The 21,014-nt window shown below is 71.4% G+C and carries 18 protein-coding genes; 4 read left to right on the forward strand and 14 right to left on the reverse strand.

What is annotated here, in order from left to right; all coding sequences use genetic code 11:
• Positions 1-2: 2 nt before the first annotated feature.
• Entirely contained in the window at positions 3-1,130 is a 1,128-nt protein-coding gene (locus DY218_RS22745) for an AI-2E family transporter (protein WP_128558003.1), read from the reverse strand.
• Positions 1,131-1,310: 180 nt separating this feature from the next.
• On the reverse strand, positions 1,311-1,505 hold the full coding sequence (locus tag DY218_RS22750) for a DUF3046 domain-containing protein (protein WP_128557979.1): 195 nt from the start codon (positions 1,503-1,505) through the stop codon (positions 1,311-1,313).
• 79 nt (positions 1,506-1,584) lie between these two features.
• Here DY218_RS22750 and DY218_RS22755 point away from each other — a divergent pair, with 79 nt between their 5' ends.
• Entirely contained in the window at positions 1,585-2,553 is a 969-nt protein-coding gene (locus DY218_RS22755; RefSeq protein ID WP_128557980.1) for a hypothetical protein, read from the forward strand.
• 64 nt (positions 2,554-2,617) lie between these two features.
• Here DY218_RS22755 and DY218_RS22760 read toward each other — a convergent pair whose 3' ends face one another.
• Genes DY218_RS22760 through DY218_RS22770 form a run of 3 tightly spaced genes read right to left on the reverse strand, consistent with a single transcriptional unit; the run spans position 2,618 to position 4,595 of the window.
• The gene (locus tag DY218_RS22760; RefSeq protein ID WP_128557981.1) at positions 2,618-2,926 is read right to left on the reverse strand and encodes an AzlD domain-containing protein; all 309 of its coding nucleotides are present in this window, start codon (positions 2,924-2,926) and stop codon (positions 2,618-2,620) included.
• Positions 2,923-3,735: an AzlC family ABC transporter permease gene (locus tag DY218_RS22765; protein ID WP_199566826.1), complete on the reverse strand. Its 813-nt coding sequence runs from the start codon at positions 3,733-3,735 to the stop codon at positions 2,923-2,925. Before DY218_RS22765 ends, DY218_RS22760 begins: the two co-directional genes overlap by 4 nt.
• Entirely contained in the window at positions 3,648-4,595 is a 948-nt protein-coding gene (locus DY218_RS22770) for an AraC family transcriptional regulator (protein ID WP_128557982.1), read from the reverse strand. Before DY218_RS22770 ends, DY218_RS22765 begins: the two co-directional genes overlap by 88 nt.
• A gap of 56 nt (positions 4,596-4,651) precedes the next feature.
• Between DY218_RS22770 and DY218_RS22775 the strand changes: the two genes are divergently transcribed.
• From DY218_RS22775 to DY218_RS22785, 3 genes are all read left to right on the forward strand, one after another.
• On the forward strand, positions 4,652-9,301 hold the full coding sequence (locus DY218_RS22775; protein WP_128557983.1) for an ATP-dependent helicase: 4,650 nt from the start codon (positions 4,652-4,654) through the stop codon (positions 9,299-9,301).
• Positions 9,302-9,391: 90 nt separating this feature from the next.
• Positions 9,392-10,234, forward strand: coding sequence for an Fpg/Nei family DNA glycosylase (locus DY218_RS22780; protein WP_128557984.1), 843 nt, complete (start codon positions 9,392-9,394; stop codon positions 10,232-10,234).
• Between the two features lie 32 nt (positions 10,235-10,266).
• Positions 10,267-11,031 (forward strand): SDR family NAD(P)-dependent oxidoreductase, encoded by a 765-nt coding sequence (locus tag DY218_RS22785; protein WP_128557985.1) that lies wholly within the window; start codon positions 10,267-10,269, stop codon positions 11,029-11,031.
• Positions 11,032-11,588: 557 nt separating this feature from the next.
• On the opposite strand, the gene DY218_RS22795 is transcribed toward DY218_RS22785, so the two are convergent.
• The 9 genes from DY218_RS22795 to DY218_RS35370 form a co-directional block, all read right to left on the reverse strand.
• Positions 11,589-12,059: a Dps family protein gene (locus DY218_RS22795; protein WP_128557986.1), complete on the reverse strand. Its 471-nt coding sequence runs from the start codon at positions 12,057-12,059 to the stop codon at positions 11,589-11,591.
• A gap of 177 nt (positions 12,060-12,236) precedes the next feature.
• Complete coding sequence (locus DY218_RS22800) at positions 12,237-12,620, reverse strand: helix-turn-helix domain-containing protein (RefSeq protein WP_128557987.1); 384 nt, start codon at positions 12,618-12,620, stop codon at positions 12,237-12,239.
• Positions 12,621-12,729: 109 nt separating this feature from the next.
• Positions 12,730-13,308 (reverse strand): CinA family protein, encoded by a 579-nt coding sequence (locus DY218_RS22805; protein ID WP_233521805.1) that lies wholly within the window; start codon positions 13,306-13,308, stop codon positions 12,730-12,732.
• The gene (gene pgsA / locus DY218_RS22810) at positions 13,305-13,964 is read right to left on the reverse strand and encodes a CDP-diacylglycerol--glycerol-3-phosphate 3-phosphatidyltransferase (RefSeq protein ID WP_128557988.1); all 660 of its coding nucleotides are present in this window, start codon (positions 13,962-13,964) and stop codon (positions 13,305-13,307) included. The genes DY218_RS22805 and pgsA overlap by 4 nt, the downstream gene beginning before the upstream one ends.
• Positions 13,964-15,439, reverse strand: a complete 1,476-nt coding sequence (rimO, locus tag DY218_RS22815) for a 30S ribosomal protein S12 methylthiotransferase RimO (protein WP_128557989.1) — start codon at positions 15,437-15,439, stop codon at positions 13,964-13,966. Before rimO ends, pgsA begins: the two co-directional genes overlap by 1 nt.
• A 102-nt stretch (positions 15,440-15,541) precedes the next feature.
• Positions 15,542-16,405: a helix-turn-helix domain-containing protein gene (locus DY218_RS22820; protein WP_233521806.1), complete on the reverse strand. Its 864-nt coding sequence runs from the start codon at positions 16,403-16,405 to the stop codon at positions 15,542-15,544.
• 237 nt (positions 16,406-16,642) lie between these two features.
• Positions 16,643-19,345: a DNA translocase FtsK gene (locus tag DY218_RS22825; RefSeq protein WP_407703673.1), complete on the reverse strand. Its 2,703-nt coding sequence runs from the start codon at positions 19,343-19,345 to the stop codon at positions 16,643-16,645.
• Positions 19,346-19,449: 104 nt separating this feature from the next.
• Positions 19,450-20,130, reverse strand: a complete 681-nt coding sequence (locus DY218_RS22830; RefSeq protein ID WP_128557992.1) for a response regulator — start codon at positions 20,128-20,130, stop codon at positions 19,450-19,452.
• A gap of 244 nt (positions 20,131-20,374) precedes the next feature.
• Positions 20,375-21,014: response regulator (locus DY218_RS35370; protein WP_233521807.1), on the reverse strand; the 640-nt coding region annotated here is incomplete at its 5' end.

Consider the following 21,014-nt stretch of genomic DNA (forward strand, 5'->3'; position numbering starts at 1 on the left):
CTCTAGGGATCCTCGGGCGCTGAGCCGCTGGGCGTACGCAGCTGGCGGCGGAGCCGGTCGAGCATCGGGGCGCCCCTGCGGTGGCCGAGCACCCGAGGGTCGTCCGTGACGTCGTAGCGCCGCACGTACGCCCCCAGGAACGCCTGCAGGGTCGCCACGGCCGGGATGGCGATCAGGGCGCCGACAGCGCCCAGGAGGGCGGTCCCCGCGATCACCGAACCGAACGCGACCGCAGGGTGGATGTCGACCGTCTTCGCCGTCAGCTTGGGCTGCAGCATGTAGTTCTCGAACTGCTGATAGACCACCACGAAGATCAGCACCCACAGCGCGTACCAGGGGTCCACGGTGAAGGCGATCAGCATGGGCAGCGCACCGGCCAGATAGGTGCCGATGGTGGGCAGGAACTGGGACACCAGGCCGACCCACACCGCGAGCGCCGGCGCGTACGGGATGTCGAGGGCCTCGAAGAGGACGTAGTGCGCGACGCCGGAGATGAGGGCCATCAGACCGCGCGAGTAGAGATACCCGCCGGTCTTGTCGACGGCGATCTCCCAGGCCCGCAGCACCTCCGCCTGCCGCGCGGGCGGCAGCACCGAGCACAGGGCCCGGCGCAGCCGTGGCCCGTCGGCGGCGAAGTAGAACGAGAACAGCAGGACGGTGAGCAGCTGGAAAAGGCCGCCGAGCACCTGGGCGGAGACGTCCAGGACGCCCGCAGCGCTGTTCTGGACGTACTTCTGCAGCCAGTCGGAGTGCACGATGCTGTCCTGCAGTTCGAAGCGTGAAAGCTCCGTGTGGAACGTCGAGTTGATCCAGTTGATCACCGAGTCGAGGTACTTCGGGAACTCGTCGACCATGTCCACGATCTGCCCGGCCAGCATCGAGCCGAGCATGGTGACGAAGCCCGCGCTTGCGATGATCACGCCGAGGAAGACGATGGCCGTGGCCCATCCGCGGCGGACGCCGTGGTGGGACATCCTGCTGACGGCCGGCTCGACGGCGAGCGCGAGGAAGAACGCGATCAGGATGTTGATCAACAGCCCGGTCAGCTGGTGGAACGCCCAACTGCCCAACTGGAAGCAGGCGATCAGGGCGAGCGCGAGCACCATCGCGCGCGGGAGCCACCTCGGCATGCGCTCCGCGCCACCGGACGGGGGCGGAGCAGGAGGCTCCGCCGGAGGTGGGGTGGTGTCGCGCGCGTGCTCTTCAGTGGATGCCACGGGCCAAGTCTCGCGCATCAGCAGCGCGCTCCCGCACGCGTGTACCTGCGCCCGGGCCCGCCGTGCCTGCGTCGGCGAGGCGCCACGGCCCCGTCAGCGATGCTCTGCAGAGACCCCCATCGCCGTGCAGACGGCACGCCACACGTCCTTGGCCTCCCAGCCCGCGTCGAGTGCCTGGTGCACCGTCCGCCCGCCGAGTTCGGACATCACATGGTCACGCGCGAAGGTGTCGGCGTAGCCCGCGCCGAAGTGTTCGCCCATCCGTTCCCAGAAAACCGTCAACCGCATGACTCGATTATCGCGCCCCTGAGAGTGCAGCCGAGCCGGAAGCGTGTGCCGCGAGCGGACAGCGCCCTACGTTCGGTGCATGGCTGATTCCACGGCATACGGAACGTCTCCACGCGCGCGTGGAGAGGTGCTTCCCGGGCCCGCGCGCCGTACGTCCCTCGCCCGTGCCGAGCAGTTCGTCTGGCTCACCGCGCGGGTGCTCGAGCAGCGCCGGTTCGCCCATCACTTTCTCGGCGGTGGTGCGGACGGCGTGGAGAGCGCCCTGAGCGCGTACGCCAACGAGGACGGAGGGTACGGACACGCGCTGGAGCCCGATCTGCGCGGTCCCGTCAGCCAACCGCTGCACACGGCGCACGCCTTGCGGGTGCTCGACGGCATCGGCCGCTGCGGCGGGCAGCGGGTGGAGCGTGTCTGCCGGTACCTGTCCGACGTGTCCACGGCCGACGGTGCGCTGCCGGCGATCCATCCGAGCCAGCGCGGCTATCCAGCGGCGCCGTTCGTGCCGATCGTCGAGGACCCGCCCAGCGATCTCCTGGCGACCGGCCCGGTGGTCGGCGTGCTGCACCGCAGCCAGGTATGGCACGCCTGGCTGTTCCGCGCCACCGACTTCTGCTGGTCGGCCGTCGAGGCCCTCGCCACCACGCATCCGTACGAGATCCAGGCGGCCGTCACCTTCCTCGACGGCGCCACCGACCGTCCCCGGGCCGAGGCGGCCGCCGCGCGCCTCGGCCGCCTCGTCAGGGAACAGCGGCTCGCCGTGCTCGACCCGGGACGCCGCGAGGACTGGCCGGTGGCGCCGGGCTACGCGCCCGGTGAGCACCACTTCCCGCACGACTACGCGCGCGTACCGCAGTCGCTCGCCCGATCCTGGTTCACCGACGCGGAAATGGCGCGGTCCCTCGACTTCCTCGCGGGCGAGCAGCGGGAGGACGGCGGCTGGCCCATCCACTGGCGCGAGTGGGCCCCCGGCACTGCCCTGGAGTGGCGTCCGATCGTCACCATCGAGGCACTCCTGACGCTGCGCGCGTACGGGCGGGTACTCGCCTGACCTCGGACCGGCTCCGGTGGGCGGCCGTCCCCCGTGCCCGAATCGACGTCCACGCGCGCGTGGATCAGCCGGCCATCGCGCGTACGCCCGCCGTGACGAGGACCGCCACCCCGATGATCACCAGGAACGGTGCCCGCAGCAGGAATGCGACGCCGGCCGCGGCCAGACCTGCGGCCTTGGCGTCCAGGATCAGGTGGGCCTCCTCGCCGAAGGTCTGCTGCGCAGTGAGCGCGGCGAGCAGCGCCACCGGCAGCAGTGCCGCCATCCGCTGGACCACCGGGCGCTCCAGGGCGCCGGCGGGCACCAGGAGGCCGAGCAGTTTGACCGCGTAGCAGCCGAGTGCCGTCAGTGCGATCGCGAGCCAGATGTTCACCGTTCGTCCTCCGTGGTGTGAGCTTCCTGCGCGGTCCGGCCGCGGCGCGCCCTGATCCCCTGTGCGTAGAGCACCGCCGGAGCCGCGAGGGCGGCCACCAGGACGGGCACACCCGCAGGAAGCACCGGCAGCAGACCGAGCCCGAGTGCCACCGCGAGCAGCGCCACGGCACGCTCCGTACCGGTCCGCAGCATGGGTGCGAGCAGCGCGAGGAAGGTGGCGGGGCCGGCCGCGTCCAGGCCCCACACCGCGGTGTCGCCGATGGCCTCGGCACCCAGCGCGCCGAGCAGTGTGGTCAGGTTCCACAGGACGTAGAGCGTGAGTCCGGTGACCGTGAACCCGATCCGGCGTGCCCGGCGGGTCGGCTGGGCGAGCGTCACCGCCGCGGTCTCGTCGATCACCCAGTGCGCGGCGAACGGCCGCACCGCGCGCGGGAGGGCCAACAACTGCGACAACCGCAGTCCGTAGAACGCATTGCGCACACCGAGGAAGAAGGCACCGGCGGCCGCGGTCAACGGATTGCCGCCGCCCGCGAGCGCACCGACCAGGGCGAACTGCGAGGCCCCGGTGAACACCAACAGGCTCAGAGCGCACGTCTGCAGCACGTCGAGGCCGTTGCCGACGGATGTCACACCGAAGGCGAAGCCGGACAGGCCGACGGCGATGCCGACCCCGAGGGCGTCCCGGACGACCGCGGAATCGGGCTTGGCCTCCGGTACGGCTATCGCCTCCCCGGCTCCCGCCGATGTCCCGGATCCACCGGTTCCGTCGTCTTCCCTGATGTCTGCGGATGCTGTCTGTTCTGCCACGCCGGCGACGCTACGGGCCGGACGGACGACCGGTCTTGTACGTTCTTGCGCTCACGCGCGTAGGCACCGGGCGGCACCCCGACGATGCGCCGAAAATGCCGGTTGAGATGCGGCTGGTCGGTGAAGCCCACGGCCGTCGCGGCGTCGGCCGGAGTGCTGCCGGCGTCGAGGAGGCGGCGGGCGCGCCGCACGCGCGCGTTGGTGAGCCAGGCGTGCGGTGGCATGCCGTAGTCCTGGCGGAAGGCGCGCAGCAGGGCGAACGGGCTGGTCCCGAGCTCCTTGGCGAGCTCGTCGAGGGACGGGGGCCGCGCCATGCGCTCCTCGAGTGCGGCACGCGCGCGTGCCGCCCGGTCCGAGCCGGCGGAGACCACGGTGCGCGCGGGCAGCGGCGCGCCGTGCTGTCGAAGGAGCCGGGCGACCAGCACGCGCAGGACGCTGTCCGCGGCCAGGGCGTTGCCCTCCTCCGCGGCCCGGTGCACGTCACGGATCAACTGCGCCCCGTGCGGATCGGTGACGTCCGTCTCTGCGAACCCGGGAGTGCCCCGTATCCCGGTGGTCTCCGCGGCGACCGCGGCGACGAACTCGACCGACGGATACAGCGTCGAGTACGCCCAGCCCTCCGGCACCCCGGCCCGTGCCGAGTGCGGCACCTCCGGATTGATCATCACGACACTGCCGGGCGCCGCGTGCACGGTGCCGCCGGGCATCCCGACGTCCTCGATCCCGCCGCTGACCGCCGCGAGCACATAGCCCTCGTGGCTGTGCCGAGGGAAGGTGTGACGCACGTACCTGGCCCGGAGCAGATCGACGCCGGGCAGCTGTGCGGGCTGCCAGTAGCGCGCCCATTCCTGCTCGGCCATCCACACATTCTCGCAGGTCCGGGCGATTGTCAGTGGGGCGGTGCACGATGGTGGACATGGCCGGGACTGCTCTGGATTCCTTCTCCCCCGCGACGCGCAACTGGTTCGCGGGGGCCTTCTCCGCGCCCACCGCCGCCCAGGAAGGCGCCTGGCGCGCTCTGGACGAGGGCTCGGACGTCCTGGTCGTGGCACCCACCGGTTCCGGAAAGACGCTCGCGGCGTTCCTCTCCGCGCTCGACAAGCTCGCCCACACCCCGCCGCCCGCCGATCCCAAGAGCCGTTGCCGGGTGCTCTACATCTCGCCGCTGAAGGCCCTCGCGGTCGACGTCGAGCGCAATCTGCGCTCACCCCTGACCGGAATCAAGCACGAGTCGGTACGCCTCGGCCTGCCCGAGCCGGAGGTGAAGGTCGGCATCCGCTCGGGCGACACCCCCGCCGCCGAGCGCCGCGCCCTGGCCTCCCGGCCGCCGGACATCCTCATCACGACGCCCGAGTCGCTGTTCCTGATGCTCACTTCGGCCACCCGCGAGGCCCTCGCCGGCATCGACACCGTGATCCTCGACGAGGTGCACGCCGTCGCAGGCACCAAGCGGGGCGCGCACCTCGCCCTGTCCCTGGAGCGGCTCGACGAGCTGCTGCCCCGCCCGGCCCGCCGTATCGGCCTGTCGGCGACGGTGCGTCCGGTGGACGAGGTGGCGCGCTTCCTGTCCCCCCGGCGGCGGGTGGAGATCGTCCAGCCGCCGTCCGGGAAGGAGTTCGACCTCTCGGTGGTGGTGCCGGTGGAGGACCTCGGCGAGCTGGGCGGCTCCCCGGCGTCCGACGCCCCAGGGACGGACGACGGTCAGGCCGAGCGCCCCTCGATCTGGCCGCACGTCGAGGAGCGGATCGCGGACCTCGTCCAGGCCCACCGCTCCACGATCGTCTTCGCCAACTCCCGCCGCGTAGCAGAGCGCTTGTGCAACAGGCTGAATGAAATCGCCTACGAGCGCGCCACCGGCGAAGCCATGCCCGAGGATCACGCACCGAGCGAGGTGATGGCCCAGTCGGGCGCGGCCCGCGGGGCGCCACCGGTGCTCGCCAGAGCACACCACGGCTCGGTCTCCAAGGAGCAGCGCGCCCAGGTGGAGGAGGACCTCAAGGCAGGCCGGCTGCCGGCGGTGGTGGCCACCTCCAGTCTCGAACTCGGCATCGACATGGGCGCGGTGGACCTGGTCGTCCAGGTGGAGTCCCCGCCGTCGGTGGCATCCGGTCTGCAGCGGGTCGGCCGGGCCGGGCATCAGGTCGGCGCCGTCTCCACCGGAGTCGTCTTCCCGAAGTACCGCGGCGACCTGGTGCAGTCGGCCGTCGTCACCGAGCGGATGCGGGACGGCGCCATCGAGGCCCTGCGGGTCCCGGCCAATCCGCTCGACGTACTGGCGCAGCAGCTGGTCGCGATGGTCGCCCTCGACACCTGGCAGGCGGACGACCTGCTGGCGGTGGCGCGGCGTGCGGCCCCGTTCGCCTCGCTTCCGGAGTCGGCGTTCACCGGCGTGCTGGACATGCTGGCCGGCCGCTATCCGTCGGACGCCTTCGCAGAGCTCAGACCTCGAGTGGTGTGGGACCGCGTCGCGGGGACGGTCACCGGGCGGCCCGGAGCGCAGCGCCTGGCCGTGACCTCCGGCGGCACGATCCCCGACCGCGGCATGTTCGGCGTCTTCCTGGCCGGCTCCGACCCGCGCAAGGGCGGCGGCCGCGTCGGCGAGCTGGACGAGGAGATGGTCTACGAATCGCGCGTGGGCGACGTCTTCACCCTGGGCACCAGCTCGTGGCGGATCGAGGACATCACCCGCGACCGCGTCCTGGTGTCGCCGGCTCCCGGGGTGCCGGGCCGGCTGCCGTTCTGGAAGGGCGACCAGCTGGGCCGCCCGCTCGAACTCGGGCGGGCGCTCGGCGCGTTCCTGCGCGAGCTCGGCGGCATGGACGACGCACCTGCCCGGGCGCGCCTGACCGCCGCGGGCCTGGACACCTGGGCGGTGGACAACGTCCTGGGGTATCTCACGGAGCAGCGCGAGGCCTGCGGCCACATCCCCGACGACCGCACCATCGTCGTCGAGCGCTTCCGCGACGAGCTGGGCGACTGGCGGGTCGTGGTGCACTCCCCGTTCGGCGCCCAGGTGCACGCGCCGTGGGCCCTCGCCATCGGCGCTCGGCTCACCGAGCGCTTCGGGATGGACGCGCAGGTCATGCACGCCGACGACGGCCTGGTCCTGCGCCTCCCGGACGCCGATCTGATGGGCCTGGACCTGCTCGACCAGGACCCGGCCGAGACCGGCGCCGAGTACGACGCGGAGCAGGCCCCCGTCGGCGCGGCGGACATCGTCCTCGACAAGGGCGAGGTCGACCGCACGGTCACCGACGAGGTCGGCGGCTCCGCCCTGTTCGCCTCCCGGTTCCGCGAGTGCGCGGCCCGCGCCCTGCTGCTGCCCCGCCGCAGCCCGGGGCGGCGTACGCCTCTGTGGCAGCAGCGTCAGCGCGCGGCCCAACTCCTGCAGGTGGCAAGCGAGTTCGGGTCTTTCCCCATCGTCCTGGAAGCGGTCAGGGAATGCCTGCAGGACGTCTTCGACGTACCGGGCCTGACCGAGCTGATGGGGGACATCGAGGCCCGCCGGGTGCGTCTGGTGGAGGTCACGACCCCGCAGGCGTCCCCGTTCGCGCGCTCCCTGCTCTTCGGTTACGTGGCGCAGTTCCTGTACGAGGGTGACTCGCCGCTCGCCGAGCGCCGAGCCGCCGCCCTGTCCCTCGACTCCCGACTGCTGGCAGAGCTGCTCGGCCAGGCGGAGCTGCGCGAACTGCTCGACGCGGAGGTCCTCACCGACCTCGAGGCCGAGTTGCAGTGGCGCACCGAGGACCGCCGGGTCAAGGACGCCGAGGGCGTGGCCGACCTGCTGCGCATGCTCGGTCCGCTGACCGGGGTCGAGTTGGCCGAGCGGGGCGCGGAGCAGGAGTGGGCCGAGGAGCTCGCGGCCACCCGCCGCGCGATCCAGGTCCGGATCGCCGGTGGTGAGCACTGGGCCGCGGTGGAGGACGCGGGCCGATTGCGCGACGCCCTGGGCACAGCGCTGCCGGTGGGCGTCCCCGAGGCCTTCACCGAGCCGGTCAAGGACCCGCTCGGCGACCTCCTCGCCCGGTACGCGCGTACGCACGGGCCGTTCACCACGGCCGCGGCCGCGGCGCGCTTCGGCCTGGGCGCCGCTGTCACCGAGGGCGCGCTGCAGCGGCTCGCCGGTGCGGGGCGGGTGGTCCAGGGCGAGTTCCATCCGGCGGGCAGCGGCCAGGAGTGGTGCGACGCGACCGTGCTGCGCAGGCTCCGGCGACGCTCCCTGGCCGCCCTGCGCCAGGAGTTGGAGCCGGTGCCGCCGACGGCGCTGGCCGGTTTCCTCCCGCACTGGCAGCATCTGGGCGGCCAGCGGGTTCACGGCATCGACGGCCTGGTACGCACCGTCGAGCAGTTGCAGGGCGCTTCGGTGCCCGCCTCCGCCCTCGAGAAGCTGGTCCTGCCGTCCAGGGTCCGCGGCTACGGGCCCGCGCTCCTCGACGAGTTGACCACCACCGGCGAGATCGTATGGGCGGGCGCCGGCTCCCTGCCGGGCAAGGACGGTTGGATCTCGCTGTATCTCGCCGATGCCGCCCCCTTGCTGCTGCCGGAGCCGCATCCACTCGAGCCGACCGCGCTCCACCGGTCCGTCCTCGACACCCTCTCCGGCGGTTACGGCCTGTTCTTCCGCCAGATCGCCGACCAGGTCCGCGCCACCACCCACCCCGACGTATCGGATCCCCAACTGGCCGACGCCATCTGGGAGCTGGCCTGGTCCGGCCGCCTGACCAATGACACGCTCGCTCCGCTGCGCTCACTCCTCGGTTCCGGCCGCACAGCGGGCTCGACGGCACACCGCGCGAAGCGGAGCGTCCCGCGCGGGCGTTACGGAGCACTGTCCGGCGCCCGACCGACCACGCGCAGCGGTCCGCCCACCGTGGCGGGTCGCTGGTCGCTGCTCCCTGCCCGCGATCCGGACGCCACCGTGCGGGCCCACGCGCTGGCCCGCACGCTGCTCGACCGGCATGGCGTGGTCACCCGCGGTGCGGTGGCGGCGGAGGGCATCGAGGGCGGATTCGCGGCGGCGTACCGTGTCCTGTCGGCGTTCGAGGACAGCGGCCAGGCCCGCCGGGGCTATGTGGTGGAGGGGCTCGGAGCAGCGCAGTTCGCGATGGACGGCGCGGTCGACCGTCTGCGCGCGACGGCGAATGCACAGGAGCGGGCGGAGACCCGCGACGCCCCCGGTGCAGTCGTCCTCGCGGCGGCCGACCCGGCGAACGCCTATGGCGCCGCCCTGTCCTGGCCGGAGCCGCCCTCCGGAGCAAGCCACAAACCCGGCCGCAAGGCGGGCTCGCTCGTCGTCCTGGTGGACGGCTCGCTGGCCCTGTACATGGAGCGCGGCGGAAAGACCCTGCTCGCCTGGCCCCCGGTCGCCGATGAGGAGGCCACACCCGACGACCCGCGTCTGCAGGCGGCGGCCGAGGCGCTGGCCGGCGCGGCGGCGGCCGGCTCCCTCGGCACGATCACGGTGCAGCGCATCAACAACACCCCGGCCCTGAATTCTCCGCTCGGCCCTCTCCTGGAGTCGGCCGGCTTCCACGCGACACCGCGCGGACTGCGTATACGGGCGTGAGCCCCGCGAATACAAGCGTGAGCCCCGCCGGCCTCGGCGTCCCCCGGGACACCGACGGCACGCGCTCCCCACCCCCGGCATCATGGACTCATGCCCGAAGGAGACACGGTCCACCAGGCGGCGAAGCGGCTGCACACGGCCCTCGCCGACCAGGTCCTGACCCGCTCCGATCTGCGCGTCCCCCGATACGCCACGGCCGATCTGACCGGCCGCAGGGTCCTGGAGGTGGTCCCACGGGGCAAGCATCTCCTCACTCGTATCGAAGGCGGCCTCACCCTCCACTCCCACCTGCGCATGGACGGCTCCTGGAAGGTGTACGCCGCCCATGAGCGCTGGAGCGGCGGCCCCGGCCACCAGATCCGCGTGATCCTGGGCACCACCGAGCACACCGCGGTCGGCTACCGGCTGCCGGTCCTCGACCTGCTGCGCACGGACTCCGAGCTGCGGGTGGTCGGCCACCTCGGCCCGGACCTCCTCGGCCCCGACTGGGACCCGGACCTGGCCCTGCGGAACCTCCTGCACGCCCCCGACCGCCCCCTCGGCGAGGCCCTCCTCGACCAGCGGAACCTGGCGGGAATCGGCAACATCTACAAGTCGGAACTGTGCTTCATGGCAGCCGCCACCCCCTGGCTGCCGGTCGGAGAACTCCCCGCCACGGTCCCGCACCGACTGCTCACCGCCGCCAAGCGCCTCCTCGAAGCCAACCGCGACCGCCCCGCACGCTCCACCACCGGCCGCCGCGACCAGCTGCTGTACGTGTACGGCAGGGCACCGCGCCCCTGCCTGCGCTGCGGCACGCCCGTACGCTCGGCGCAACAGGGCGACGGCAGCCGCGACCGCCCCACGTACTGGTGCCCCCGCTGCCAGTCGGGCCCGGCCCCGAACGGCCCGACTCCGGGAACGGCCTCCGGAACGACCCGACGCACCAATTGACGCCCCGTCAGAAAACCTCGTACGGTCCGACCATGCCCGTCAAGGCGTACGACCTCACCGGCCGCACCGCGTTCGTCACCGGCGCGGCGAGCGGCATCGGACGCGCCACCGCGATCCTGCTCGCGGAAGCCGGCGCCACCGTGCACTGCGTGGACCGCGACCCCGACGGCCTGCGCGACACGGCGACCGCCGTCGAGCCGACCGGCGCCACCGTGCACACCCACACCCTGGACGTCACCGACCGCGAGCAGCTCCGCGCCGCGATGGACCGGGCCGAAGGGCTGAGTGTGCTGGCCGCGGTCGCCGGCATCATGCACAGCAGCCCCGTCCTGGAGACCACGGACGCCGACCTGGACCGCGTCCTGGCCGTCAACTTCAAGGGCGTCCTGCACGCCTGCCAGGAGGCCGCCCGCTCGATGATCGCCGCGGGCCGCCGGGGCAGCATCGTCACCATGGCCTCCGGCGCCGTCGACACCGGCGGCCCGGGACTGCTCTGCTACGGCGCATCGAAGGCCGCGGTCGTCCAGCTGACCAAGACCCTCGCCACCGAGGTCGGACGGTACGGGATCCGTGTCAACGCGGTGGCGCCCGGCTGGATCCGCACCCCGATGACCGACCGGCACGACGCCGAGGCCCAGGCGCAGACGGAACGGCAGCTCACCAAGCTCTCCCCGCTCGGCCGGGTCGGCGAGGCCGAGGACGTCGCCCATGCGGTGCTGCATCTCGCCTCGGACGCCTCGTCGTTCACGACGGGCCAGATCGTCCGCCCCAACGGCGGCGTCGCCATGCCCTGGTGACCGCACGCCGCCACCGGGACATCCGCGCCTTCTCCGCACCCGATATCGCCTCACCCGCCGGCATCGACCCGCGAAACACTCCGCGCCCCATCACCCCGCACGACTTCCCGCCGTAACCCACCCCGGCACCGGAACTCCTCCACCACCCCCGCACCACTACCCCCGCCGCCCGCTCACGCGGCACACAGTGCACCGGCAGCAGGCTCAGCCCCCACCCCCCGGCCGCCACAGCTCCTTCGACCACCCCAGCGGACTCCGGCACGAGCACCACCCGCAGCACGGACCACCACCACACCAGGCCGAGGGCGACCGCCCCCAGCACACGGCACACCCGCCACCGCGCACCGCGTCCCGCCATGAGCCGCCTCCTCGGGCCGACGCCGGACCTCACGGCCCGCCCCGGAGTGACGGTCTACCCCGGCGGACCGCCGACGAGCACCGCCCGGCGGAGCGCACAGGCGCACACACACCGCCCCGGCGCACGCGACACGGCCCGCGCACCCCAGAGCCGACCGGCGCCCGCTCCCGGCCCGAAGCCCTCGCCGGCGCGGAGCGCGTCAGCTGTTCTCCGCCTGGAACATCCAGTGGTGCTTCTCGAGATCCGCCGTGATGCCGATGAAGATGTCCTGGCTCACCGGATCGGGATCACCCGTCGCCACCACCCGCTCCCGCATCCTCGTGATCACCGCACCCAGCGCATCGACCAGCGCACCCACCGCATCCCGGTCCTTGATCCAGCCGTCCTGAACGGCCCCGATCCCACTGCTCGCCGCCACCGTCCCGGCCCTGCCGTCCGGTGGCACCCCGAGAGCGGAGGTCCGCTCCGCCACCGTGTCGGAGTGCAGCCGCGCCGTGTCCACGACCTCGTCGAGCTGCAGATGCACGGAGCGGAAGCGCGGACCCACCACGTTCCAGTGGACCTGCTTGGCCACGAGCGACAGATCGATGAGATCGACCAGGGCTCCTTGCAGCGCCTCGGACACCGTCTTCAGATCGGCATCGGTCAGCGGGCTCTTCACCACGTTCATGCATGTCCTCCTGCGCAAGCCCCGAGCTCCGAAAGTCCCCGAGAAGGCACATATCTGCATCAACCATGGCACGTACGACCAGACACGGACAGTCGGCGCCTGCCCGCAGACAGCAACGAGCCCCGACCGGACAATCCCGGTCGGGGCTCGGCAAGCTTGCCGGTGATCGCCGCGGCGTCAGGCCGCCACGACATCCACCGCTTCGGCCGGGGCCTTGATCGTGACGCGTTCGGGCGGTACGCCGGTGACCGATACCGAATTGAGCATCGGGCGTACCCCGGCAGCAACCGGTTCCCGCACCGGATCGGCCGCGGCGGACTGGGCCAGCTCGGCGAGCGAGAGCTCGTCGCTGACCTCGCGCATGAGCTCGGACATCCGTACGTCAAGCGCGTCGCAGATCGCGGAAAGCAGCTCGGAGGAAGCCTCCTTCTGCCCCCGCTCCACCTCGGAGAGATAACCGAGCGAGACTCGGGCGGAGGAGGAGACTTCGCGCAGAGTACGGCCCTGGCGCTGGCGCTGCCGACGCAGCACGTCACCCAGCAGGCGACGGAGCAGAATCATCGGTGGCTCCCTCCTCGGACCGTGTAACCGCATCCTTCACGCCCCACCGTACCGCCTCGCGCGGCGGCCGTGCGGGGAGCGATGTCGTGTTCACTCAGGGCTGCAAACATCAAGACTCCCCGTTCTGTTCCGTATCCTGTGCCCGCGCATTTCCGTGCAGTTGATCCGCGAGCAGTCCGAGCACGCTCCGTGCACTCTCCCTACGGATTTCCGCACGGTCGCCGTTCAACCGCAGAGCAACCACTTTCCCATCCCCCGGACACCCCGGCGCAACGTACGGCCCGGCAGCAGGCGATGCACCGGCGTACGCCGGACCCGTCACCGCCACGCAGACCGTGCCGACCTCATGGCCGTCCTGCGGGTCGGGGCCCGCGACTCCCGTGGTGGCGATGCCCCAGTCGGTCCCGAGCGCCCGGCGCGCGCCCTGCGCCATCTGCAGCGCCACCTCGGGATCCACCGCACCGCGCTCCGCGAGGAGAGCCGCGTCCACTCCGAGGAGATCGCGCTTGACCCGGGTCGCATACGCCGTGACGGATCCCACGAACACCTGCGAGGCACCGGGCACCCCGGTGAGTTCTGCTGCCACCAGGCCACCGGTGAGGGATTCGGCGACGCCGAGGGTCTCGCCGCGGGCGACGAGCAGCCGCAGCACATCGGCCGCCAGGACGTCCGGTGCCGTCGACGTCACTCGGCGCTCTCCGCGGCCCTGCCCTGCCGCCGCAGCACGACGGCCTGCCGCACATAGTCGAGCCCCGTCGCCACGGTCAGCACCACGGCCACGCCCATCACCCAGAACCGGATGGACGCCAGCGGCCCGGTCAGCGCAAGCACGTACATCCCGACGGCGATGCCCTGCGACAGCGTCTTCAGCTTGCCCCCGCGGCTGGCCGGAATCACCCCGTACCGGATCACCCAGAAGCGCAGCAGCGTGATGCCCAGCTCGCGGCCGAGGATCACGCCCGTCACCCACCAGGGCAGATCGCCCAGCCAGGACAGACAGATCAGCGCCGCCCCCATGATCGCCTTGTCGGCGATCGGGTCGGCGATCTTCCCGAAGTCCGTGACCAGGTTGTACGTCCGGGCCAGATGGCCGTCGAAGAGGTCCGTGATCATGGCGATGGCGAAGGCGGCCCAGGCCAGCGAACGCCAGGCAGGGTCGTAACCGCCGTCGGCGAGCAGCAGCAGGACGAACCCCGGCACGAGCAGCAGCCGCACCATGGTCAGGATGTTGGCGATGTTCCAGAGACTGGCCTGATTGACCGCCGCAGCACCCAGTTTGCCGCCGGGCGCCGGTGCCGACTTGCGGCCCGTCCCGCCCGCGGCGGATGCCGGGACTCCGGTCATCAGCCCGCCTCCTCGAAACACTCCACGACAAGGTCGACACCCTCGGTGGCAACCACCTTCGCCTCGACCATACGACCGACAGTCAAGCCCCGGTCCGAGCGGAACACCACCTGGCCGTCCGTCTCGGGCGCCTGATGGGCGGCCCTGCCGACCGCGGCGCCGTCGGCGGCGTCGTCACCCACGGACTCCACCAGGACCTGCAGGGTCTCGCCCATCCGCTCGTCGGCCCGCTGCGCCGTCAGCTCCTCCGCGAGCTGCGAGACGCGCGCGAGACGCTCGGCGACCACGTCCTCGTCCAGCTTGTTCTCGTACGTGGCGGCCTCGGTGCCGTCCTCGTCCGAGTACCCGAAGACTCCGATCGCGTCCAGGCGTGCGCCGTTCAGGAAGCGCTCCAGCTCCGCGACGTCCTCCTCGGTCTCACCGGGGAACCCGACGATGAAGTTGGAGCGGGCGCCGGCCTGCGGAGCCTTGGCCCTGATCTGCTCGAGCAGGCCCAGGAACCGGTCGGTGTCACCGAAGCGCCGCATCGCACGCAGCACACCGGGCGCCGAGTGCTGGAACGACAGGTCGAAGTACGGAGCGACCTTCTCGGTCGAGGTCAGCACGTCGATCAGACCGGGGCGCATCTCGGCCGGCTGCAGATAGCTGACCCGCACCCGCTCGATGCCGTCGACGGACGCGAGCTCCGGAAGCAGCGTCTCGAGCAGCCTGATGTCCCCGAGGTCCTTGCCGTACGAGGTGTTGTTCTCGGAGACGAGCATGACCTCCTTGACGCCCTGCTCGGCGAGCCAGCGGGTCTCCTGCAGCACATCGCTCGGCCGGCGCGAGATGAAGGAGCCGCGGAACGACGGAATGGCGCAGAACGAGCAGCGCCGGTCGCAGCCGGAGGCGAGCTTCACCGAAGCCACCGGCGAGGTGCCCATCCGGCGCCGCAGCGGTGCCCGGGGGCCCGACGCGGGCGCGAGCCCCTCGGGCAGGTCATCGGGCGCCTGCGCATGTCCGGGCAGCGCCACCTCGGAAGCCGACTGCCGTTCGGCAGGGCTGATCGGCAGCAGCTTGCGGCGGTCGCGCGGAGTGTGCGGCGCGTGGACGCCGCCGCTCAGGATGGTGCCGAGCCGGTCGGAGATGTCGGCGTAGTCGTCGAAGCCGAGCACACCGTCGGCCTCGGGCAGCGCCTCCGCGAGCTCCTTGCCGTACCGCTCGGCCATGCAGCCGACCGCGACCACCGCCTGGGTACGGGCTCCCCCTTCACCTGTGGCGGACTTGAGGTCATTGGCCTCGAGCAGGGCGTCGACGGAGTCCTTCTTGGCTGCGTCGACAAATCCACAGGTGTTGACCACGGCGACATCGGCGTCGGAGGCGTCCTGGACGAGATCCCAGCCATCCGCCTCCAAGCGGCCTGCGAGCTCCTCCGAGTCCACCTCATTACGGGCGCAGCCAAGGGTGACAAGGGCGACGGTGCGGCGTTCGGGCATGACGTCAAGACTACTTCGTCCCCGCCACACCCCTGGCCGCGAGGGCAGCAGAGAGCCCCGGCCCGCTGGACGCGGGACCGGGGCCGCCCGGAATGCTCTGTCTCAGCCGACCTGCGGATCGTCGCCGGAGTCGCCCTTCGTGTACGAGAGGCGCTCCACCTGCCCGGGCTCGAACTCGTCCTCGACCTCTTCGCCGTTGACGTACAGCTTGATCGCGCCCGCGTCGCCGAGCACCAGGTCGACCTGCTGCTTGTCGGTGAAGGTCTTGGTCTGGCCCTTCTCGAGCAGACCGTCGAAGAGCAGCCGGCCGTTGTGGTCCTTGGCCGAGATCCAGCTGCGGCCCTCGGGGGCGCTCACCATGACGGTGACCTTGTCCTTCGGTGCGCCCGCGATGGCGCTGTCCGCGGGGTCCGGCTTGGGGTCGGCGGGCTTGCTCGGAGTGGGCTTCGGGGCGGGCTTGCCGGACGTCGGGGTGCCCTCGGCGACCGGGTCCTTCGATCCGGAGCCGCTTTCACCGCCGTTGAACAGCGTGAATCCGACGAAACCGATCACGACGACGATCGCCGCGACCATGGCCACGGTCCAGTTGGGCCGTCGGGGCTCGGGACGGATGCGCTCGGCCTCGAACAGCGGCGCGGCGGCGGTCGGCTCCGGACGGCCGCCGTGCTCACCGTCGTACCGCTCGAGGAGCGGCGCCGGATCCGTGCCCACGGCGCGCGCGATGGTACGGATGTGGCCGCGGGCGTACACGTCGCCACCACATCGGGAGAAGTCGTCCTTCTCGATCGCGTGCACGATCGAGACGCGCACCCGGGTCTCGGAACTGACTTCTTCGACGGTCATGCCGGCAGCGACACGCGCCTGCTTGAGCACGCTGCCGACCGACTCGAACTCCTCGTCGTCGTACGGCGAAGGGCGGTCGTCGGGCGAAGGGCGGTCGTCTTCAGGGGAGTTGCCGATGGACACGGGGGCGCCTTTCGAGCGTGTAGCCACCTGCTGGAGGTTCAGTCTAGGGGGGCGACGAAAGGGTGGGGCAACCGGGCGGACGCAGTTTGTACGCCATCGGAATGGCCCGTCCGGACGCTGCCGCGCCATCGTCGCACCCCCCTGTCCAACTTGACGTGTGCGAGGGGGAAACGGTTGCTTCCAGTTTTCTTTCGGGAAGACGGGAAGCCTGAGTTGTCAGAGGTCCTTGTGGAACCTCTAGGAGGTAGCCTCCCCGCGGATGACCGCGAGCACTCCATCGAGTTCGTCGGGCTTGATCAGGACGTCCCGCGCCTTGGACCCTTCGCTCGGGCCGACGATGTTGCGCGACTCCATCAGGTCCATCAGGCGGCCCGCCTTCGCGAAGCCCACCCGCAGTTTGCGCTGCAGCATCGATGTGGAGCCGAACTGTGTGGAGACCACCAGCTCAGCGGCCTGGCACAGCAGATCGAGGTCGTCGCCGATGTCCTCGTCGATCTCCTTCTTCTGCTTGGTGCCGACGGTGACGTCGTCCCGGAAGACCGGCGCCATCTGTGCCTTGCAGTGCTCGACGACGGCCGCCACCTCGTCCTCGGTGACGAAGGCGCCCTGCATACGGGTCGGCTTGTTCGCCCCCATCGGCAGATAGAGGCCGTCGCCCTTGCCGATCAGCTTCTCGGCACCCGGCTGGTCGAGGATGACCCGGCTGTCCGCGAGCGAGGAGGTCGCGAAGGCGAGCCGCGAGGGCACGTTCGCCTTGATCAGGCCGGTGACGACGTCGACGGACGGACGCTGCGTCGCGAGGACCAGGTGGATGCCGGCCGCGCGGGCCAGCTGCGTGATCCGCACGATCGCGTCCTCGACGTCCCGCGGCGCGACCATCATCAGGTCGGCGAGCTCGTCCACGATGACCAGGAGGTACGGGTAGGGCTGCAGCTCGCGCTCGCTGCCCTCGGGGGCCTGCGCCTTGCCGTTGCGCACGGCCTCGTTGAAGTCGTCGATGTGCCGGTAGCCGTAGGCCGCCAGGTCGTCGTAGCGCAGGTCCATCTCGCGCACCACCCACTGCAGCGCCTCGGCGGCCCGCTTCGGGTTGGTGATGATCGGCGTGATCAGGTGCGGGATGCCCTCGTACGCGGTGAGCTCCACCCGCTTGGGGTCGACCAGGACGAGTCGTACGTCCTCCGGGGTGGCCCGCATCATGACCGAGGTGATGAGGCAGTTGATGCAGGACGACTTGCCGGAGCCGGTGGCGCCGGCCACCAGGACGTGCGGCATCTTCGCCAGATTGGCCATCACATAGCCGCCCTCGACGTCCTTGCCGAGGCCGACCAGCATCGGGTGCTCGTCCTCGGCGGCAGCCGCGAGGCGCAGCACGTCACCGAGGTTGACCATCTCGCGGTCGGTGTTGGGGATCTCGATGCCGACGGCGGACTTGCCGGGGATGGGACTGATGATCCGGACGTCGGGGCTGGCGACCGCGTAGGCGATGTTCTTGGTGAGCGCCGTGATCCGCTCGACCTTCACCGCGGGCCCGAGTTCGACCTCGTAGCGGGTCACCGTCGGACCGCGGGTGAAGCCGGTGACGGCCGCGTCCACCTTGAACTCGGTGAACACATTGCTGAGCGACGCGACCACCGCGTCGTTCGCGGCGCTGCGCGCCTTGCCCGGGCCGCCGCGCTCCAACAGGTCGAGGGAGGGCAGCGAGTAGGTGATGTCACCCGAGAGCTGCAGCTGTTCCGCGCGCGGCGGCAGGTCCCGCGGCGCCTCCTGGGAGGCCTTGGTCAGGTCGGGCACCGCATCGCGGTCGCCGCCCTCGGCGGGCTCGCCGGCCCGCGCGGACGGCACCGGTGTCTGCTCGGGCTCGGACCGTTCGACGCCGACGCCCTGGGTGAGGTCCGCGACGATCGGAGACGGCGGCATTCCGTGCATCACGGCACCGTCGAGCGCGGCAGCCGCCGCGGCCGCCACATCGACCGCGTCCATCGGCCGGTCGACGGGGGGCTGTGCGGCACTCCTGCGCGGCCTGCGGCGCTTGGTGAGCGCCGCCTCCTCGGCCTGGTCCGGGTCGTACGCATCCGCTTCGGCGGGCCGGCGGCGTGAACTCGTGGGCAGCGCCTCGCGCCACTGCTCCTCGTAGCGTTCGTCGTCGTACGTCGCGTCGTCGGCCTCGGCGGGCTGTACGACACCGAGCTTCTCGCCGACGAGCCGGAGCCGCTGCGGAATGGCGTTCACCGGGGTCGCGGTGACGACGAGCAGCCCGAAGAGGGTGAGCAGCACGAGCAGCGGTACGGCGAGCACCTCGCCCATGGTGAAGATCAGCGGCCGCGAGGCGCCCCAGCCGATGAGACCGCCGGCATCCCTTATGGCCTCGGTGCCCGCGCTGCGACCGGGCGATCCGCACGCCATGTGCACCAGTCCGAGCACACCGATGACGAGTGCGGAGAGGCCGATCACGATCCGCCCGTTGGCCTCGGGCTTCTCCGGATGCCGGATGAGGCGTACGGCGACGGTCCCGAGCAGCAGCGGTACGAGCAGGTCGAGCCGTCCGAAGGCACCGGTGACCAGTATTTCGACGAGGTCGCCGACCGGGCCGCGCAGGTGGGACCACGTACCGGCCGCGACGACCAGGGCCAGGCCGAGCAGCAGGAGGGCCAGACCGTCCTTGCGGTGGGCCGGGTCGAGTCCCTTGGCGCCGCGCCCTATGCCGCGGAACAGCGCGCCGACGGTGTGGGCGATGCCGAGCCAGCAGGCGCGGGCGAAGCGGTAGACACCACCGGTGGGATTGGGTGCGGGCTTGGGCGCGGGCTTCTTGGCCGCCGCCTTCTTGGCAGGGGCCTTCTTCGCCGGCGCCTTTTTCGCCGGGGCCTTCTTGGCCGGAGCCTTCTTGGCGGCGGCCGCCTTCTTGGCGGGCGCCTTCTTGGCTGCGGTCGGACGTGAGGCCATGGGGGTGAGGTTACCGGTGGAGGCCACCGCGGACACGTGTGCCTACTGCTTCACCCGTTCGTGTCGCGGTGGTTGAGGCTCGGAACTGACGTCGCTTCAACCGCTCAGCTCTGCGAGGGAAGTGACGCGGTCCCGCTGCCGGTCCCGGGCTCGAGGGCGTCAAGTGCCCTGCGCAGACCGGTGAGTTTGCGCTCCAGATGCGCAGCGGTGGCGACGGCGGAAGCATCCGCGGAGTCGTCGTCCAACTGCTTGGAGAGCGCCTCGGCCTGCTCCTCCACAGCCGCCAGGCGCGCAGAGAGCTCCGCGAGGAGTCCGTCGGGCCCGCTGGGCTCGTCGGCGGCGCGGTCCACTCCGTCGAGCTGGAGGCGCAGCAGGGCCGCCTGCTCCCGCAGTTGGCAGTTCTTCATGTACAACTCGACGAACACGGACACCTTGGCGCGCAGCACCCAGGGGTCGAACGGCTTCGAGATGTAGTCCACCGCGCCCGCCGCGTACCCGCGGAAGGTGTGGTGCGGGCCGTGGTTGATCGCCGTCAGGAAGATGATCGGGATGTCCCGGGTGCGCTCGCGGCGCTTGATGTGTGCGGCCGTCTCGAAGCCGTCCATGCCGGGCATCTGTACGTCCAGCAGGATGACCGCGAAGTCGTCCGTGAGTAGTGCTTTGAGCGCTTCCTCCCCGGACGATGCCCGCACCAGGGTCTGATCGAGCGCCGAGAGGATGGCCTCCAGCGCAAGCAGATTCTCCGGCCGGTCATCGACCAGGAGGATCTTGGCCTTCTGCACCATGGCCCGTCCTCCTCGCCCCGGCAGAGCACCGGTCGCCGCCCCAGGGGACGACAATTTGGCGCCGCCCGTCCTCGTGCCGGTCATGGTAGCCGTACCCCGCCTGTCGCCACACCCTGTCACCGTGATGTCACTGTGCACGTAGCAGAAACGTCGTGGGAGACCAGAAGGTTCCCCGAATACCGCACTTCCATGCGGTACTCGACACGTTCAGTCAGCAATCAATCGCGGATCGGGCGCGAATCCGTCATTCTCCGTGCATCCATTGCTCCATCACCGACAGTAGATGATCCGGGTCGACCGGCTTCGTGACGTAGTCGGAAGCACCCGAGTCCAGGGCCTTCTCCCGGTCGCCCTTCATCGCCTTCGCCGTCAGGGCGATGATCGGCAGTCCGGCGAACTGCGGCATGCGGCGGATCGCCGTCGTCGTCGCATACCCGTCCATCTCCGGCATCATGATGTCCATCAGGACCAGGGTCAGATCGTCGTGCTGCTCGAGCACTTCGATGCCCTCCCGGCCGTTCTCGGCGTAGAGCACCGAAAGGCCATGCGTCTCCAGGACGCTGGTGAGCGCGAAGACGTTCCGGATGTCGTCGTCGACGATCAGCACCTTCTCGCCGTTGAAGTGGAATGTCCGCCTCTGCTGCGGGACTTCCTGGCCGTCCGTCGACCACTGCTCCTGCCCCTCGGGCTGCGCTGCGGCCGGCGCGGTCCGCTTCTCCGGCGACTGCGCCGCCCTGCGGCGCTCGCGGAAGAGCGTCTCGGCGTCCGCCTCCGCGGCGGCCGCGGCCCGCGCCTCCACGGACTCCTCGGACGCCCGCGCAGCCGGCTGGTCGGCGCCGGCCGGCGCCGGCGGCAGCTCGGGCACCGGCCTGGCCGCAGCCCCG

It is taken from the genome of Streptomyces triticagri, from assembly GCF_003429565.1.
Lineage (GTDB): Bacteria > Actinomycetota > Actinomycetes > Streptomycetales > Streptomycetaceae > Streptomyces > Streptomyces triticagri.